This window comes from Psychrobacillus sp. AK 1817 (assembly GCF_008807035.1).
Classification (GTDB): Bacteria; Bacillota; Bacilli; order Bacillales_A; family Planococcaceae; genus Psychrobacillus; species Psychrobacillus faecigallinarum.
The window spans coordinates 1,174,550-1,191,987 of the sequence record NZ_CP031739.1 but is presented as its reverse complement, the minus strand read 5'-3'; the positions used below and the strand labels follow the sequence as shown (position 1 = coordinate 1,191,987).

At 36.3% G+C, this 17,438-nt stretch carries 15 protein-coding genes; 10 read left to right on the top strand and 5 right to left on the bottom strand.

Annotation, left to right across the window (positions count from 1 at the left end; all coding sequences use genetic code 11):
- Position 1: 1 nt before the first annotated feature.
- Positions 2–3,442, top strand: coding sequence for a pyruvate carboxylase (pyc, locus tag D0S48_RS06185; protein ID WP_151110661.1), 3,441 nt, complete (start codon positions 2–4; stop codon positions 3,440–3,442).
- 292 nt (positions 3,443–3,734) lie between these two features.
- On the opposite strand, the gene D0S48_RS06180 is transcribed toward pyc, so the two are convergent.
- Positions 3,735–4,652, bottom strand: coding sequence for a COX15/CtaA family protein (locus D0S48_RS06180; protein ID WP_144537921.1), 918 nt, complete (start codon positions 4,650–4,652; stop codon positions 3,735–3,737).
- A gap of 322 nt (positions 4,653–4,974) precedes the next feature.
- Between D0S48_RS06180 and cyoE the strand changes: the two genes are divergently transcribed.
- The 7 genes from cyoE (at position 4,975) to D0S48_RS06145 (ending at position 11,638) form a co-directional block, all read left to right on the top strand.
- Complete coding sequence (gene cyoE / locus D0S48_RS06175; RefSeq protein ID WP_144537922.1) at positions 4,975–5,898, top strand: heme o synthase; 924 nt, start codon at positions 4,975–4,977, stop codon at positions 5,896–5,898.
- A gap of 97 nt (positions 5,899–5,995) precedes the next feature.
- On the top strand, positions 5,996–7,081 hold the full coding sequence (coxB, locus tag D0S48_RS06170) for a cytochrome c oxidase subunit II (protein ID WP_144538246.1): 1,086 nt from the start codon (positions 5,996–5,998) through the stop codon (positions 7,079–7,081).
- 32 nt (positions 7,082–7,113) lie between these two features.
- On the top strand, positions 7,114–8,976 hold the full coding sequence (locus tag D0S48_RS06165) for a cytochrome c oxidase subunit I (RefSeq protein ID WP_144537923.1): 1,863 nt from the start codon (positions 7,114–7,116) through the stop codon (positions 8,974–8,976).
- Positions 8,977–8,978: 2 nt separating this feature from the next.
- A complete protein-coding gene (locus tag D0S48_RS06160) occupies positions 8,979–9,605 on the top strand; it encodes a cytochrome (ubi)quinol oxidase subunit III (RefSeq protein ID WP_144537924.1) in 627 nt (208 codons plus the stop codon).
- A gap of 1 nt (position 9,606) precedes the next feature.
- Positions 9,607–9,942 carry a cytochrome c oxidase subunit IVB gene (ctaF, locus tag D0S48_RS06155; protein WP_144537925.1) on the top strand — a complete coding sequence of 112 codons (336 nt, stop codon included), beginning with the start codon at positions 9,607–9,609 and terminating at the stop codon, positions 9,940–9,942.
- A 297-nt stretch (positions 9,943–10,239) separates the two neighbouring features.
- Positions 10,240–11,151 (top strand): cytochrome c oxidase assembly factor CtaG, encoded by a 912-nt coding sequence (gene ctaG, locus D0S48_RS06150; RefSeq protein ID WP_151110659.1) that lies wholly within the window; start codon positions 10,240–10,242, stop codon positions 11,149–11,151.
- Between the two features lie 25 nt (positions 11,152–11,176).
- Positions 11,177–11,638, top strand: coding sequence for a DUF420 domain-containing protein (locus D0S48_RS06145; protein ID WP_144537927.1), 462 nt, complete (start codon positions 11,177–11,179; stop codon positions 11,636–11,638).
- 293 nt (positions 11,639–11,931) lie between these two features.
- Here D0S48_RS06145 and ytvI read toward each other — a convergent pair whose 3' ends face one another.
- Complete coding sequence (gene ytvI / locus D0S48_RS06140) at positions 11,932–12,921, bottom strand: sporulation integral membrane protein YtvI (RefSeq protein ID WP_225321701.1); 990 nt, start codon at positions 12,919–12,921, stop codon at positions 11,932–11,934.
- A 102-nt stretch (positions 12,922–13,023) separates the two neighbouring features.
- Positions 13,024–13,392 (bottom strand): YugN family protein, encoded by a 369-nt coding sequence (locus tag D0S48_RS06135; RefSeq protein ID WP_144537929.1) that lies wholly within the window; start codon positions 13,390–13,392, stop codon positions 13,024–13,026.
- 153 nt (positions 13,393–13,545) lie between these two features.
- On the opposite strand from D0S48_RS06135, the gene D0S48_RS06130 reads away from it, so the two are divergent.
- Positions 13,546–14,613, top strand: coding sequence for a CAP domain-containing protein (locus tag D0S48_RS06130; protein ID WP_144537930.1), 1,068 nt, complete (start codon positions 13,546–13,548; stop codon positions 14,611–14,613).
- 4 nt (positions 14,614–14,617) lie between these two features.
- Here the strand turns inward: D0S48_RS06130 and D0S48_RS06125 are convergent, their stop codons facing one another.
- Positions 14,618–15,349, bottom strand: coding sequence for an amino acid kinase family protein (locus D0S48_RS06125; RefSeq protein ID WP_144537931.1), 732 nt, complete (start codon positions 15,347–15,349; stop codon positions 14,618–14,620).
- 139 nt (positions 15,350–15,488) lie between these two features.
- Between D0S48_RS06125 and D0S48_RS06120 the strand changes: the two genes are divergently transcribed.
- Positions 15,489–16,922, top strand: a complete 1,434-nt coding sequence (locus D0S48_RS06120; protein ID WP_191963877.1) for a UDP-N-acetylmuramoyl-L-alanyl-D-glutamate--2,6-diaminopimelate ligase — start codon at positions 15,489–15,491, stop codon at positions 16,920–16,922.
- On the opposite strand, the gene D0S48_RS06115 is transcribed toward D0S48_RS06120, so the two are convergent.
- Positions 16,868–17,368 carry a PaaI family thioesterase gene (locus D0S48_RS06115; RefSeq protein ID WP_186318123.1) on the bottom strand — a complete coding sequence of 167 codons (501 nt, stop codon included), beginning with the start codon at positions 17,366–17,368 and terminating at the stop codon, positions 16,868–16,870. The two genes, D0S48_RS06120 and D0S48_RS06115, sit on opposite strands and share 55 nt — an antisense overlap.
- Positions 17,369–17,438: the final 70 nt, after the last annotated feature.

Sequence of the window (17,438 nt, the reverse complement as noted above, 5' to 3'; positions counted from 1 at the left end):
GATGAATAATATTAAGAAAATAGTAGTAGCAAATAGAGGCGAGATTGCTATTCGTATTTTTCGTGCTTGTACAGAGTTAAATTTGCGTACCGTGGCTATTTATTCAAAAGAAGATAGCGGTGCCTTTCACCGTTTTAAGTCGGATGAGTCCTATTTAGTAGGAAAAGGTAAAAAGCCAATTGATGCTTATCTAGACATTGAAGATATTATTCGCATTGCCAAAGAAAGTAAAGCTGATGCTATACATCCCGGATATGGTTTCCTATCGGAGAATGTAGAGTTCGCCAAAAGATGTGAAGAAGAAGGAATTATATTTATCGGTCCAACCTCTAAGCATTTAGATATGTTTGGAGATAAGGTGAAGGCCCGTGAGCAAGCTGTTAAAGCTGGCATTCCTGTTATACCAGGTAGTGACGGACCATTAGATAGCTTGGAAGACATTCGTGCTTTCGGCAATGAACATGGTTATCCATTAATGATCAAAGCTTCCCTTGGGGGCGGTGGACGTGGAATGCGAGTTGTCCAAACAGAGAGCGATTTGGAGAGTGCTTACGATAGAGCCAAATCTGAAGCTAAGGCAGCTTTTGGATCTGACGAGGTTTACGTAGAAAAGTGTATATTCAAACCTAAACATATTGAAGTACAAATATTAGGAGATAAAGAAGGGAATCTCATTCACCTTTATGAGCGTGATTGTTCTATTCAACGTAGACATCAAAAAGTCGTAGAAATTGCTCCTTCAAATTCATTAAGCACTGAATTGAGAGATAAAATTTGTGATGCTGCAGTTAAATTAATGAAAAATGTCAGTTATATAAATGCGGGAACTGTCGAGTTTTTAGTAACCGATGATGAGTTTTACTTTATCGAAGTAAACCCCCGAATCCAGGTAGAGCATACTATTACGGAAATGATTACAGGAATAGATATTGTCCATGCTCAAATCAAAATTGCGGATGGTATCTCACTAAAGGATACGAATATGGGCATACCGGATCAGAAGAATATTCCGCTTTTCGGATTTGCGATACAATCTCGCGTGACTACAGAGGATCCGCTGAATAATTTCATGCCTGACACTGGTAAACTGGCTGTTTATCGATCTGGCGGAGGATTTGGTGTTCGCCTAGACGCAGGGAATGGTTTCCAAGGAGCTATTATTTCTCCTTACTATGATTCTTTACTTGTAAAGGTATCTACATGGGGTATGTCCTTTAAGGAAGCTGCTGCTAAGATGGATAGAAATTTGCAAGAGTTTAGGATTCGTGGTATTAAAACAAATATTCCATTCTTGGAGAACGTTGTAAAGCATCCTTCTTTTCTTTCTGGCCAGTTTAATACAAGTTTCATTGATACAACTCCTGAATTGTTCCTTTTCCCTAAGAGAAAAGACAGAGGTACAAAATTATTAAATTATATCGGTAATGTGACGATAAATGGATTCCCAGGAATAGAAAAAAAAATCAAGCCCGTATTTGGGCAAGTAAGAAAACCGAATTTTGATTTATCAGCTCCTCTTCAGCCAGGCACAAAGGATATATTAGAGCAAAAGGGTGTTGACGGACTACTTCAATGGGTGAAAGAGCAAAAGGATGTATTGTTAACAGATACAACCTTCAGGGACGCACATCAATCCTTGCTTGCTACTCGTGTGCGTTCGTATGATATGTTCAACATTGCAAAAGAGTCTGCTCACGGTATGCCTAATCTTTTCTCATATGAAATGTGGGGAGGAGCAACCTTTGACGTTGCCTATCGTTTCTTGAAGGAAAACCCTTGGGACCGTTTGATTAAAATGAGAGAAATGATTCCTAACACGTTATTCCAGATGCTTTTCCGTGGAGCAAATGCAGTAGGCTATAAAAATTATCCGGACAATGTGATTCGGGAATTTATAGCGAAATCTGCTGAAGCAGGCATAGATGTATTCCGAATTTTTGATAGTCTTAACTGGATAAAGGGAATGGAAGTAGCTATTGATGCAACAAGACAGTCCGGCAAAATTGCAGAAGCTGCTATTTGTTACACAGGGGACATTTTAGATGATTCCAGAGATAAATATACAGTTCAGTACTACAAAGATATGGCGAAAGAATTAGAGGCATTAGGGGCACATATTTTAGCGATTAAGGATATGGCAGGTTTGTTGAAGCCAGAAGCAGCTTATCGTTTAGTTTCCGAATTAAAAGAAACAGTAGATATTCCAATTCACTTACATACCCACGATACTAGTGGAAATGGGATTTACACTTACGCAAAAGCAATAGATGCAGGAGTAGATATCGTAGATACGGCTTTAAGTACAATGGCAGGCTTAACATCTCAGCCGAGTGCTAGCAGTTTGAGTTATGCGATGCAAGGTTCTAAACGTGGAGTTATTGGTGATGTAGAAGCATTTGAAAAAATTTCTTGTTACTGGGAAGACGTGCGCAAATATTATCAGGACTTTGAAAGTGGAATGATGAGCCCTCATTCTGAAATATATGTACACGAGATGCCGGGAGGACAGTACAGTAACCTCCAGCAACAGGCGAAGGCAGTTGGACTAGGGGAGCGTTGGGAAGAAGTAAAGGAAATGTATTCCCGTGTAAATCTTATGTTTGGAGATGTTGTTAAGGTTACTCCATCCTCTAAAATTGTCGGTGATATGGCACTATTTATGGTACAAAACAATTTAGATGAGCTGTCTGTTGTGACAAGAGGGAAAAAGATTGACTTCCCTGATTCTGTTATCGAATTTTTCGAAGGGTATATTGGGCAACCATATGGCGGATTCCCAGAGGAGCTTCAAAAAGTCGTTTTAAAGGACCGTAAGCCTATTACAGTAAGACCTGGAGAACTATTAGAACCAGTAGACTTCCAAGCTGTTAAGGAGCTATTATTTAACAAATTAGAGCGTCCTGTAACTAGTCAAGAAATATTAGCCTATACGTTATATCCAAAAGTGTTTGATGAGTATTGTGCAACTGAAAAAAACTTCGGTGATGTTTCTGTTCTAGACACCCCTACTTTCTTGTATGGGATGAGATTGGGTGAGGAGATCGAGGTTGAAATAGAGGTTGGTAAAACATTAATCATCAAATTAGTTTCAATCAGTAAGTCTGACACGGAAGGAAATCGTATTATCTATTTCGAGCTTAATGGTCAACCACGTGAAATTAAGATACAGGATATGAACAAAGAGGTAAGTCATCTTTCTAAGCTTAAGGCTGATGTGTCAGATGAAAGTCATATTGGTGCTACAATGCCAGGGACTGTGCTGAAGATGGTAGTTGCAACTGGCGAGAATGTGAAACGAGGTCAGCATCTGATTATTACAGAAGCGATGAAAATGGAAACAACCGTCCAGGCCCCATTCGACGGAGTGATAAAAACTATTCATGTAAGCGCGGGAGAAGCAATATCAACAGGGGATTTATTAATTGAAATGGATAAAGCATAAAGTTTAAAAATCTGGAGCAAATCTTCTAATAATAGATACTAGAATACAAAAAACGTAAGCAAGCTAGAGAATCTAGTATGCTTACGTTTTTAGTTTTTATTAAACTAAATTGCCTTGAACTATTTGCTTAGTCACTTTGAACCTATTAGATAATTTAAAAATAAAGCTATATTCCGCAGTATTACAAGATAAATTCTATCTAAAGGGCTAAACAAAGGGTTGAAAAGGCGTATTTGATGCTTTTATTTCTATAATTACTTAAAATAGAAGTAGAGGAATGAAATTTTGTTTTCTATTTTTGGTTGTTTAACTTGCTTCTGGATAAAAGTAATATCAAATAGCATAACAAACCAAATAAAAGAGAAATGAATAAGGAATGTAATAATGCAATATAAAGATTTAGACTTGAAAGCACTACGATCATACCTGTAATTACTTGGCAAGTAACAAGGGTTAAGGAGATAATCCAACTCCAATATATTGCTCGTTGGCTTTTATAGTACTTGATCACATGAATAGCTATGATTAAAATCCAAATGAATATAAGGCCAGCAGCAGCTCTATGTCCCATTTGAACCCATTCGTACATATTGGTTGGCAGAGCAAATTCCTTGTTGTTACAAAGCGGCCAGTCTTTACAGATTAAACTAGACTCTGTATGGCGTACTAAAGCTCCAGTATAAATAACAATGTAAGAATATAAAGTTACACCAATAGTATGAAACCTTAATGTTTTACCGATTCTAATTTTGTCAGTATCAAATTTCCTATCTACCTCAAATATTAAAAGCGTTAAAAGTAAAACAGCTGCAAATGAAATAAGTGATATACCAAAGTGTAATGCTAGGATAAAATCTCCTTGGCCCCATTTAACTTGAGCGGCACCAATTAAAGCTTGTAATACTAGAAAAAAGAAGGCCATAAATGATAAGAACTTTGTTTCTCGGACATGTCCCAATGCACGCCATGACCATATAGATAATGCTACGATTAATATTCCAACTGCCCCTGTAACTAGGCGATGTGAAAATTCGATTAAGACTTCAGCTGTGATAACGTCGGGTATAAGCTGTCCATTACATCCAGGCCAATGTCTACCACACCCCATGCCACTGTCTGTTTTTGTAACAAGTGCGCCACCTAAAAGTATAAGAAGCATACCTATTGAAGAAGCTACAGCCAGCCATTTTAAATACTTGTTTATTTGCAATACCTCACCTACTCTATGTATATATGCTCGCTTTCAAAAAGCGGTGTCTGCTACTAGATAATATCGAAACCTGAGCAAAAAAACAATGTAAAACAACCGAACACTTAAATATGACAAATTCCATTCACAAATTGTTCATAAAATCGTTGATTAAGATTCACACATAAGGGGGGAAATGATTTACTATTGATATGTTCAGTAAAGAAACACTTAACAGTAGGACTATTATGCGAAAATTTCTTTGAGTGTAGAAATATGTTAGAGTTTTCGCTATAGTATAAGGTAGCGGAGTATGCTTACAACTTAGAAAGGAGGGTGCAGCATGTCAAATAGTCATTCTATAACCGCTAATACCGAAACGGAGAGCCAGCCTGTGGCTTCATCTTTTATGAAAGACTTTCTTTCATTGATAAAAATTGGAATCGTGAATTCTAATTTAGTTACAACTTTCACAGGTTTATGGCTAGCTTTCCAGTTTACTAATACAAATTTTCTTCATGAACTAGATTTATTGTTCTTTACGCTTTTTGGATCGGCTTTAATAATTGCAGGTTCTGCTGCGATGAACAATTTCATTGATCGTGATATTGACCCCGTTATGAAGAGTAAAAAAGGCAGACCAACTGTCACTGGAAGATTTAGTCCCTCAGCCGTGCTGATGACTTCTTTCACGTTTCTAATTGTAGGCGAGATTTTCTTATTTATGGCATCTACCTCTGCTGGGATTTGGGGATTAGCTGGTATAATCAGTTATGTCGTTCTTTACTCTATGTGGTCTAAAAGAAAGCATGTTAGTAACACAATTGTCGGTAGTATTTCTGGTGCAATCCCACCGTTAATCGGTTGGGCTGCTGTAGAGCCAGGACTAAGTTTGGGTGCATTAGGCTTGTTCTTAATAATGTTTGCTTGGCAACCACCTCATTTCTATGCTCTTGCTATGAAACGTACGGAAGAGTACAGAGCAGCTAATATTCCAATGTTACCTGTTGTAAAAGGATTCAAGCGTACAAAGGTTTCTATGCTTCTTTGGGTAATTTTATTATTCCCACTTCCATTGTTTTTAATGGAGCTAGGTACTGCTTTTGTCGTATTGGCTACAGCATTAAATGTTGGATGGCTAGTATTAGCTATTAAAGGATTTAAAGTAGAAGACGATATTAAATGGGCGACAAAAATGTTCGTTTATTCATTGAACTATATGACTATTCTATTTGTATCAATGATTATCTTCTCAATGTTTGTTTAATTTTTGGGATTCTTTCTTAGTCAACAAGAATTCATATAAAAGAACCACAGTCCAAATGTACTTGAACACAATAATGAAAGAGGGGTTTGATTTAGCTATGATGAAAGGGCTTAAAAAATGGCGACTTTTTTCACTGTTAGCAGCTCTTACGATTTTTCTGTCGGGTTGTGGCGAAGAATACTTATCAACGCTAGCACCTGCGGGACAAGTCGGGAGAGATCAATTCAATCTATTACTACTTGCATCTGCTATTATGGCATTAGTTATTATAGTGGTAGTAATAATCTATGTAATTGCTCTAACAAGATATAGTCGCAAAAAAGTTGGAGAAAATGTGATTCCTAAACAAGTTGAAGGAAGCCATACGCTTGAGATAATTTGGACAGTTATTCCAATTTTACTTTTAGTTATTCTTGCAATTCCAACTGTATATTACACTTACAAGCACGCAGATGTTGCTGCAATGGATCAAGTGGATGAAGAAGGAAACAAAACACATCTTACAGTAAACGTAACTGCAAAGTTATACTGGTGGGAATTTGAGTACCCAGAGCTTGGTATTGTTACAGCACAAGAATTAGTAGTACCTACAGATGAGCAGGTGTTCTTCAATTTGAAGGCTGCTGATGTAAAACACTCATTCTGGATTCCATCAATTGGTGGTAAATTAGATACTAACGTTGAAAATGTAAACAAATTCTACCTTGTATTCGATAAAGAATCAGCGGGCTTAGAAGACGGAGTGTTCTACGGTAAGTGTGCCGAGCTATGTGGACCTTCACATGCTTTAATGGACTTTAAAGTAAAATCGATGAACCGTGATGATTTTAACGAGTGGGCTGAAGCAATGAAAACCACTGTACATACTGCAGAAGGGGATCTTGCAAAACAAGGGGAAGAACTTTTCCAAACAGCTTCTTGTATCGGATGTCATGCTACAGGTGGCGAGGGTATGGCTCCACAGACAGGACCAAGTTTAGCTACTTTTGGAGATCGTAATCGTGTAGCCGGCTTCATGGATCATACGAAAGAAAATGTAAAAGCTTGGATCAGTGATCCTCAAAAGTACAAACCAGGTAACGTAATGCCTGATGATACAGAATTAAATGGCGGTAAAGAATTTACAGACGAGCAGTTAGATGCTCTTGCAGAATACTTAATGGGACTATCTATTGAAAAATAATTCCATAGATAAAAATGAGGGAGGTAAAAGTTGTGAGTTCTATAGCTAAGAAAAAGGGCTTTGGCGCAACTTTATGGGACTATTTAACAACAGTAGACCATAAAAAGATTGCTGTCCTGTACCTCGCTGCCGGTGGTTTATTTTTCGTAATCGGTGGTATAGAGGCAATGCTAATTCGTATCCAATTAGCTAAACCGGATAACGACTTTGTTAGTGCAGGTCTTTTCAATGAAATTATAACAATGCATGGTACGACAATGATTTTCCTTGCGGCCATGCCGATATTATTTGGTTATATGAATGCCGTTGTACCACTTCAAATTGGTGCACGTGACGTAGCATTCCCATTCTTAAATGCACTTGGTTTTTGGTTATTCTTATTTGGTGGTATCTTCTTAAACCTTTCTTGGTTTATGGGAGGAGCTCCTGATGCTGGATGGACTTCATATGCATCTCTATCTTTAGCATCCCCTGGTCATGGTATTGACTTCTATGCACTCGGACTTCAAATATCCGGTGCAGGTACGTATATTGCCGGGATTAACTTCCTTGTAACGATTATTAATATGCGTGCACCTGGTATGACGTATATGCGTATGCCATTGTTCACTTGGACTACATTCGTGGCAAGTGCATTGATCTTATTTGCATTCCCACCACTTACAATCGGTCTTTTCTTCCTAATCATTGACCGTATGTTTGGAGGACAATTCTTCAATCATGAAATGGGAGGAAATACAATTATCTGGGAGCATTTATTCTGGATCTTTGGACACCCTGAAGTATACATTCTGATTTTACCTGCTTTCGGTATTTTCTCAGAAATCTTCTCGTTATTTGCTCGCAAACGTTTATTTGGATATTCATCCATGGTATTTGCGACCGTATTAATCGGTTTCTTAGGATTCATGGTTTGGGCCCATCACATGTTTACAGTTGGTTTAGGACCAACAGCTAACGCAATTTTTGCTGTTGCGACAATGGCTATTGCCGTTCCAACAGGTATGAAAATATTTAACTGGCTGCTTACAATTTGGGGAGGAAGTATTAAAGTTACGGTTCCAATGCTTTACGCATTAGGATTTATCCCTTCATTCGTAGCAGGTGGGGTAACTGGTGTCATGCAAGCTGCGGCTCCACTTGACTACCAATTACATGATTCATACTTTATCGTTGCCCATTTCCACTATGTAATCGTTGGTGGGGTAGTACTTGCTATCTTAGCTGCATTACATTTATATTGGCCTTTAATGTTCAACCAAATGTTAAGTGAGAAATTAGGTAAATGGACTTTCTGGTTCTTCTTTATCGGTTTCCATATGACATTCTTTATTCAACATTTCTTAGGTTTAATGGGTATGCCACGTCGTGTATTCACTTTCGGAGCAGATCAAGGTTGGGATTTATTCAACGCAATCAGTTCTGGTGGTGCAGTATTCATGGCAATCGGGGTAATAATACTTGTAGTTAATATTATTATGACTGTAGCTAAAAACGAAAAAGTTGGAAATGACCCTTGGGAAGATGGACGTACATTGGAGTGGGCTATTCCACAACCAATTCCATTCTACAACTTTAAACAAACTCCACTTGTTCGTGGATTAGATACTTTCTGGATTGAAAAACAAGAAGGAAACAAAGAAGGTATGACATATGCAGAGCCAATCTCTGATATCCATATGCCAAACAACTCTTTCATTCCTTTCGTAATGACATTAGGTTTATTTATCGCAGCATTCGGTGCACTTTACAACGGAGAAAAAGATTGGGCTGTTCCAGTATTAGTACTTGGTTTAGCAATCACAGTTGCATCTATGGCTGTTCGTTCACTGAAAGACGACCATGGATATCATATCCATAAAGAAGATTTAATGAATGACGAAGGGGGTAAATAAGAATGGACTTGAATAAAAAGTACTCCCCACAAACTTGGCCAGATCATCCGGAACAAGCAACAATGGAAGGTAAGAATAAATTCTTAGGCTTCTGGTTGTTCCTAGCTGGAGAAACTGTACTGTTTTCTAGTTTATTTGCTACTTATTTAGCTCTTAAAAACAAAGGACCAGAAGGTATGGAATTCTCCACTCAAACATTGTTTGAATTACCTCTAGTTTTTGTTATGACCATGATCCTGTTAACATCTTCGTTAACAAGTGTATATGCAATGTACCATTTGAAAAATCATAATTTCCGTGGTACGCAAACATGGATGGCTATTACAGTACTATTAGGTTTTACTTTCTTAGGCCTAGAAATTTATGAGTTTAATCACTATGTACATTTAGGATTCCATTATGGACAAAGTGCTTTCTCAACTGCGTTCTTTACTTTAGTTGGTACTCACGGTCTTCACGTAGTAATTGGTTTAGGCTGGATTACTCTATTACTTTTACGTAATGCTAAACGTGGTTTCAGCTTATATAACGCACCAAAATACTATACTGCTTCACTATACTGGCACTTTATTGACGTTGTGTGGGTATTCATCTTTACAGTAGTATACTTGATGGGAGTTGTTGGTTAATATGTCATCACACGACAATCATGTTTACGTAAGATCTCAAACTGAATTTGAGTACTTGAAGCGAAAAAGAAAAGAGAGTATGCGTACGCAAGTAACTACATTCTCTATTATGATTTTCTTGACATTAATCTCTTTCACAGCAGTGGTTGCAGGTTTCTCAAAATACTACATCATCCCGATTATTTTATTGTTAGCTGCAGTACAAGTAGTTTTACAACTTTACTACTTCATGCATATGAGTGAAAAAAATCATAACATTCCAGCATACTTTATTTACTTTGCGGCAATGGTTGGATTTACTTTCCTACTAACTTTTATAACAATTGTTTGGTGGTAATTACAAAAAGAGAGCTAAGATTTTCTTAGCTCTCTTTTGTTTGTTTTAAACAAAAGACTTTTCTAGAATTATGTTAAGATTGATTGAGTACAAAGCTCGAAAGAATGAGGGAGTCTCCTTAGCGTCCATTAATTTTGTTGGGAATAGTTGTCCCCATTAATGAGGGCCTATATTGGATATTAATTTGAAACATTCAACTTATAAGTATATAGTAATAATTGTCATAGTTCGTTCATTTGATGTTACTTGTACTGCCCTATATAATAAAGGTAGCAACTTAAAAAGGAGCGTAATAGAATGTCAATTAGCATATTCGGCTTCCAGGCTTTATGGAGTCCTATTTTATTAGGACTTTTAGTTTGTATAGCTATTCTATATTTTTTGATCACCGTCAAATGGAGAAATGATTTTAAAGTTTCTGAGCCATTAAAAAGAAAAGAAGCGGTATTTTTTGTATCTGGTTTATTGCTTTTATATATTGTAAAAGGTTCTCCGTTAGATTTAATGGCACATATTATGTTTACCTTCCATATGGTGCAAATGGCACTATTGTTATTATTAGTTCCGCCACTACTTATGAAAGGGATTCCATGGTGGGTGTGGAAGGTAGTTATTGAGCTGCCGGTTTTAAGAAAAGTGATTCCTTTCTTGACTAAACCACTATTTTCTTTAGTATTGTTTACCATGACATTCTCGCTCTATCATATTCCATTAGTCTTTGACGCGATTAAGATGAATGAGGTACTCCATGGAACATATACATTATTGTTATTCTTTGCAGCTGTATTTATGTGGTGGTCTATTGTTGACGTAATTGAATCAGAGAAAAAACTACATGGTTTAAAGAAAATTGGTTTTATTGTTGCTAGTGCTATATTAATTACTCCAGCCTGTGCTCTAATCATTTTCTCTAGTAACCCAATGTATGATACTTATACAGATTCAGATGTTTGGCTAAAAAATATGGAACTTTGTGTTCCTTCTGACACTTTAGCAGGTTTAAGTCTATCTGGCCCAGAGTTATTTTCTAACTTGGATCCTCTTGAGGATCAGCAGCTTGGTGGAATTGTGATGAAGATTATTCAAGAGCTTATATATGCTGCCTTCTTATTCTCCATATTCTTTGCATGGTATAAAAATGAGCAGGATAATGCAGATGAAATAACTCAAAAAGCATTAGACGACTTAAAGGTACAAGCTAAACTATAATTTTTTATATTAGAGGAGAATGAAGATGAGTGTTCCAGTATTACCTACAATAAGCACATTTTTTATTGTCTTAAGTGCTGTACTTGTTGCAATTGGTTGGATTTTAGTGAAGCAAAGGAAAATAGAGGCACATAAAAAGACGATGTTTGCTGCAGCAATATCTGCATTAACATTTTTTATCATTTATGTTTCTCGTACATTGTTTATAGGGAATACAGCGTTTGGTGGACCAGACGATATAAAAATTTACTATACGGTTTTCCTAGTTTTTCATATTATCTTAGCTACAACAGGAGCAGTATTTGGGCTAGTTACAATTTATCTAGGCTACAAAAATAATATAAAGAAACACCGTAAACTTGGACCAATTACTAGTGTCATATGGTTCTTTGTTGCAATAACAGGAGTAGCGGTTTATGCGTTACTTTACGTAATTTATGAGGGCGGCGAAACGACTTCCGTTTTTAAAGCAATCCTTGGTGGATAATTAACTACTAAAATACACAAAGGCAATCAAGATTATTAGTTCTTGATTGCCTTTGTTTTTGTATTATTCTAATCAGTATGTAATATGTGAAACAAATACAAGTCGTCTATTTTCGTAAGCTATTAAACCGATAGCAGGCAAAAAAATAAGGCATTCTGTTAAGAAGAACAGTAAGGCCTTAAGTTGCTATTTGGTTAATAATAATGTCTTTGTAAATATTCATATTTTAAAGTTTAAGCGGATCATACCTGCTTCTCTTGCTGTAATAAACAATATGACTACTAGTGGTCCGATTAAAAATCCGAGGAAGCCAAACAACTTGGCACCAATGAACATAGCAATAAGGATAGCAAGGGGGAAATACCCATTTGAGTACCCATTAGTTTAGGTTCCACAGCTCTTCTAATGATTAGTAAAATAAGAGCTAAAACGGTCAATTTCGTGGCAAATACAGTGTCACCAACTAGAAACAAGTAACCTGCCCAAGGAGCGAGTATTGCAATAGAACCAAGAATAGGTATTACATCTATAATCCAAATAACTATGGACATAATAACAGCCACCTTAGGGCTTACTATAAATAACAGCCCTATTAAAGAAGCACCTAATATGATAAAGCTAGCTAATATTTGAGCTTTCATAAAGCCGATTACAACCTTTTTTATGCTCGAAGACATGACACGTACCTTTTCGGCCGTTCCTTCAGAGAGGAAAGAAAAGAATTTTGCTCTTATATTTTCTAAGTCCAACATAAACAAAAAAAGGGCAATTATAAACACAATAAAATTAACAAGAAAGTTAGGAATATTTGTTAGCAATGCAGAGATGTTAGAGTAGCTAAGAAGATCTAGGAGGGCATCTCTCATGCTGGTTAATGCAGAGTCAAACTTATCTTGTATAGATTCTACTACTTCTAGAGGTAAGCCCTCGGTATATTTAAAAATATTATTTTGGACATTGATCCACACACCTGTCAAGCTATTTAGATGAAATGGAATTACTTTGGAAGTATATAAAAGTTGGCTTATCAACTTCGTTACAGTGAAGTATAAGAGAGCTGAAATAATTGTCATGAAAAAAATAAAATTAGTAATAACTGCAGGTTTTCTCTTCCATTTAAATATCTTTTCAGTAAATTTTACAATTGGTTCAATAATTATAGCGGTAAGCAAAGCCAAAATAATTGGAACCGATACAGGAAGGATGAAAATAGAAATTAACAGGATAAAAAGAAAGAGGATTATATATTTAATATGCTCTTTTTTTAAAGCTTTAAAAGCCATTCCATTTTGCTCCTTTGTAGGTCGTTCTTTTAAGTATAGACAAGAAATACCAGTTTTAACAGCTAAAAAAACGTTAGAGAAATTATCTCTAACGTCTAGAAATTATTTTGATTGGATAGCGAACTCAGTTAGTTCAGCACTCAAAGCTTTTAACGTTTGATCACAAGATTTAACTAAGTGGTTTGGAAATACTTCATTTTCTCCGTACTCTACACCATGTGGATAATAGTGTTTTCCTAAAACCGGTTTTAAAAGAGTAATGTTAGCTTCATGAGCGCCTACATCGCCTTCTTTTGTAAAGCCGAAAATTCGAAGATAAAATGTACCCTCTTTTATTTCAAATTTCTTATCATAAGTCACACGCTCATAATCCCATTGCCCTGCACGAATTAAGCCATGTTTTTTCATAACATCGTCTAATACGTTAAGATCTAAGACTTTGTTTTCTATACCTGTATTTTCAAAATACATCGAATTGTCCTCCTTCACATTGAAGTTATCCTAAGAATCTGTTCTTATTAATATTAATTCAAATTCAAAAATGTTGCAATGACAACATTGTGTATTTGTATATATCCTTGATATACTAGGAATACGAAGTAACTTCGAAGGAGCCAAGATAAAATGAAAACTCTCTTTCATATTTTAGTTGGCATTGCTATTTTGCTATTAATATTTATATATTTTGATACACCAATCCAAGAAAATGATCTAATAACAGGTTCAAATAACTCAGGACAACTAATTCCTGTGGAAAAAGAGGAAATAGTAGAAGCGGTCAATATATTCACTAGACCAAAAGAAGGTATTTCTTCGCTGATCGGTAAAGCAGCTGAAGAAGTGACAGCACTTTATGGTACTCCGACTAGAATCGATCCCTCAACGTTTGGATATGATTGGTGGGTATATAATGACTCGTTCTCTACTTATAAGCTAATAGGAGTAGAAGATAATATAGTTACACAAGCGTATGCTCTAGGAAGAAATGTGGATGCATCTCCATACAAAATTGGTCAATCACTTGAGGATATATATCGATTTACACTTGTTCAATCTGAAATAACTATGACCATTGGTGAAAATACTTATATTTTTTCTTTAAATGAAGAGGACATTAACACAAGGCTGTTAGTCCAGTTCGATGATTTATATGCAATACTCTATATCGATCAACTTGATCAGCAGCTGGAAGCGGTGAGATTTAGTGATTCCAAAACTCTATTGATGCATAAACCCTATGATATTTTATATAGTGGGGACGTTATAGAATCCAAAACACCATCTTCTGTTCTCCAAGCAGCAGCTGACAGAGCAACTGCTAAACAAGTTGTAGAAATAACCAATGTCTTAAGACTTCGCCATGGTCTACGGGTGTTAGAGTCTGATGTAGGATTACAAAATATATCCTACGAGCACAGTGCTGAAATGGCGAAGAATAATATTGTAACTAACGAAAAATTTGAAATACCGAAGTTTAAAGATAAGCTTAAAGAAGCCTCATTAGACTTCTCCAGAGCAGGGGGTAATACTGCAGCGTTTTATTTTGATGCAGGTGAAGCTGTGAATGGATGGTTGAATTCAAAAGAGCATCGAGAAACTTTGCTAGGAAGATCTTATACTCATACAGGAGTTGGAGTATACAGTAATTACTACACGCAAAACTTTATTGAGAAAAAGGATAATCTTGAATGATTATTTATTGATATACAAACGTACCATTCGTTTCTTCATACAAAGAACGAATATGAAGGGGAACGCTATGAAGGGCAGCGAATTTTGCTGCTCTTTTTTGTATGACTTCAACTGGTTCATTTATTTTAAGCTGGAGCTCTTCATAGGTCATATAAGATATTAATTCAACTTGTTTATTTGTAGATGGATCTGATGTCATGACTCCTGGAACATTTTTATAAAATTCTACGACATCTGCCTTTAAATAATGTCCATATACAACAGCTGTTAAATCACTTCCTCCTCTACCTAACGTTGTAAAGTTGTTTGAATATTTGGAGACGCCTTGAAATCCAGGAACAACTACACAATGATAGGTTTCAAAGGCTTTATTAATCTCAGATATATCAACGTATTCAATATTTGCATTACCATATGACTCGTTTGTAATAATTCCAGCATTTTTGCCATATAAAATAGTTGAGTGAAGCCCCTCATTTTTTAGTTCGGCTACTAATACAGAGGCAGATATGAGCTCTCCGCAAGCAGAAAGTAAATCTGTTTCAATGCTATGTGGTGTATTTGGAATAAGATCTAGTAAAGTATCTGTAGCGTAATGTTGACCTCTTCTTCCCATGGCAGATACAACAACCAACACTTTCTTATGGGTAGTGACTGCTTTTTGGATTCTTTCGATGACTAGACGTCTATTCGAAGAATCCTGCATCGCAATACCACCATATTTTTGCACAATCATATTTTCAACCACTCTTCTCGTGACATTTCAAACACTCCGTTCATACGATACAAGGAATTCATTTTACTGTATGCGATGTAACTAGAATGGTGTAGGGAGTTGAGTTACTATTTATTCATTAAAAGAGCTATTAGACGGGTTGGAGTATAAAATTTTTGGTGATTTAAGCGGTTTGACTATTGATCGTTTTATTGATCATTCCAAGCAAATTCAAATAGGGGATGTATTTGTTTCAGAATCGAACAATCGAGCGTATATAGAAGAGGCAATTCAAAATGGGGCAAAAATAGTTATTACAAAATATTATGTATCAGATTGTAGTATTCCCCAAATTGTCCTTCCTTCGGATATGTGCCTTTTGCAAGACAAAATTGCATACTTAACGCACAAAATGTATGGTCAAAAAATAAAAACAGTAGGAATTACTGGAACTAACGGAAAAACAACTGTTGCATCCTTTACTGGGCAACTGTTAATGCAACAAAACAAATCTGTATGTGTTGTTGGTACATTAGGTGTATTCGTAAATGGAAATAAATTAGAGAAACAGTTTAGAAGTAATACAACGCTCCCTTTTTACGATTTTATCCAAGTTGTGAGGTACTGTTATGAACATGATGTTGAATATATAGTTTTAGAGGCCTCATCTCAAGGATTATTGGACAATCGGTTAGGCAGTTACCCAATGGACATAGCAGTATTTTTAAATATAGGTAAGGATCATTTAGAGTTCCACGGGGGCATGGTACCATATAAGAAATCTAAAGAACTGCTAATTCCATTAGCTAAACAATTGGTTATTAATAATAATGACGAATGGTGTCGCTCAGTTGCTCAAAAGTCATATATCCCTACTATCCGATTTGGAGACCGGGAAGGAAATGATGTGGTTTTCAAGAGAGAGAAGCATTTAGATGAAAACGTTAAATATGAGTATGATGTGAACGGCAGACAAACAGAAGTTACTATGAGAAACAGTGGTTATCACAATGGTATGAATTTAGCAGCAGCAATTGGAGTTTTGTTAGGATTAGGTATTTCCTGTGAATCCATTAAACCTGTAAGCCTCCCAGCTGGAAGATTACAGAGAGTGGAAAACAAAATGGGTATTGAGGTGCTAATAGACTATGCCCATACCCCCGACGCATTAGAAGCCTGCTTAAGCTCTATTTATAGTTATGCGAAGCACAATATTTACGTTGTATTCGGTTGTGGCGGTAATCGAGATAAGCAAAAGAGAAAATCTATGGGAGAAGTTGCGTCAAAGTATGCTACTAAGGCAATTGTTACTTCTGATAACCCACGTAATGAGAAACCAGAAGCAATTATTGCAGATATTGTTCAAGGCATTATGCCAAGCAAAGTGATTGTGGAGACTAACCGTAGAAAAGCTATCGAATTGGCACTTGCCACCGCAAAAGTGGGAGACGTCGTACTTGTAGCTGGGAAGGGACACGAAAAAGAACAAATTATCAAAGATGTTGTTTTACCCTTTTCCGATGTGGAAGTTGTCCATTCCTATTTTAAAGAATTGGATGTCGGTGTTATAACAAAAAATGATCCGGTTGCATAAGCAATTTTTTTTCCATCTGGCTGGGTTACCGTACATTCCATAACTAACGTTTGCCGTCCTTTATGTAAGTATGTAGAAGTAGCAATCAGTTGTTTTTCAGATGCTGCTTTTATGTAGTGGATTGTCATATTTGTTGTAACTGCACCTTTACCTTCTGCATGGAGATCTTTGTTGACTAAGAATCCCATTGCATTGTCTACTAGCGTTGCAATAACTCCTCCGTGTGGCATATCAAAGCTATTATAGATTAAAGGAGTAACTGGAAGAGTCACGATACAATGGTTATCTTCGTAGCGAGTATCCATCTGAAATGTTGCATTTAAATAAGTAGGAGCAGTGCCTTGTCGTTTATGCTGTAGACCTAGAATGAAGTCAGTCAGTAATCCTTTTTCTGTATCGGAAGCTTCCTTGGTAACTTGTTCAAAGAGCGTTTGTAATTCATTCATAATATATTCTCCTGACATTTAAGATATTAGTTTAGCAATTGTCTCCATTTTTCTGTTATGATAGACAGGA

What these genes read in the sequence shown, in the direction of transcription:
- pyc (WP_151110661.1), top strand. Translation starts at nt 2, where the DNA reads ATGAATAATATTAAGAAAATAGTAGTAGCAAATAGAGGCGAGATTGCT.
- cyoE (WP_144537922.1), top strand. Translation starts at nt 4,975, where the DNA reads ATGTCAAATAGTCATTCTATAACCGCTAATACCGAAACGGAGAGCCAG.
- coxB (WP_144538246.1), top strand. Translation starts at nt 5,996, where the DNA reads ATGATGAAAGGGCTTAAAAAATGGCGACTTTTTTCACTGTTAGCAGCT.
- D0S48_RS06160 (WP_144537924.1), top strand. Translation starts at nt 8,979, where the DNA reads ATGGACTTGAATAAAAAGTACTCCCCACAAACTTGGCCAGATCATCCG.
- ctaF (WP_144537925.1), top strand. Translation starts at nt 9,607, where the DNA reads ATGTCATCACACGACAATCATGTTTACGTAAGATCTCAAACTGAATTT.
- ctaG (WP_151110659.1), top strand. Translation starts at nt 10,240, where the DNA reads ATGTCAATTAGCATATTCGGCTTCCAGGCTTTATGGAGTCCTATTTTA.
- D0S48_RS06145 (WP_144537927.1), top strand. Translation starts at nt 11,177, where the DNA reads ATGAGTGTTCCAGTATTACCTACAATAAGCACATTTTTTATTGTCTTA.
- ytvI (WP_225321701.1), bottom strand. Translation starts at nt 12,921, where the DNA reads ATGGCTTTTAAAGCTTTAAAAAAAGAGCATATTAAATATATAATCCTC.
- D0S48_RS06135 (WP_144537929.1), bottom strand. Translation starts at nt 13,392, where the DNA reads ATGTATTTTGAAAATACAGGTATAGAAAACAAAGTCTTAGATCTTAAC.
- D0S48_RS06130 (WP_144537930.1), top strand. Translation starts at nt 13,546, where the DNA reads ATGAAAACTCTCTTTCATATTTTAGTTGGCATTGCTATTTTGCTATTA.
- D0S48_RS06125 (WP_144537931.1), bottom strand. Translation starts at nt 15,349, where the DNA reads ATGATTGTGCAAAAATATGGTGGTATTGCGATGCAGGATTCTTCGAAT.
- D0S48_RS06115 (WP_186318123.1), bottom strand. Translation starts at nt 17,368, where the DNA reads ATGAATGAATTACAAACGCTCTTTGAACAAGTTACCAAGGAAGCTTCC.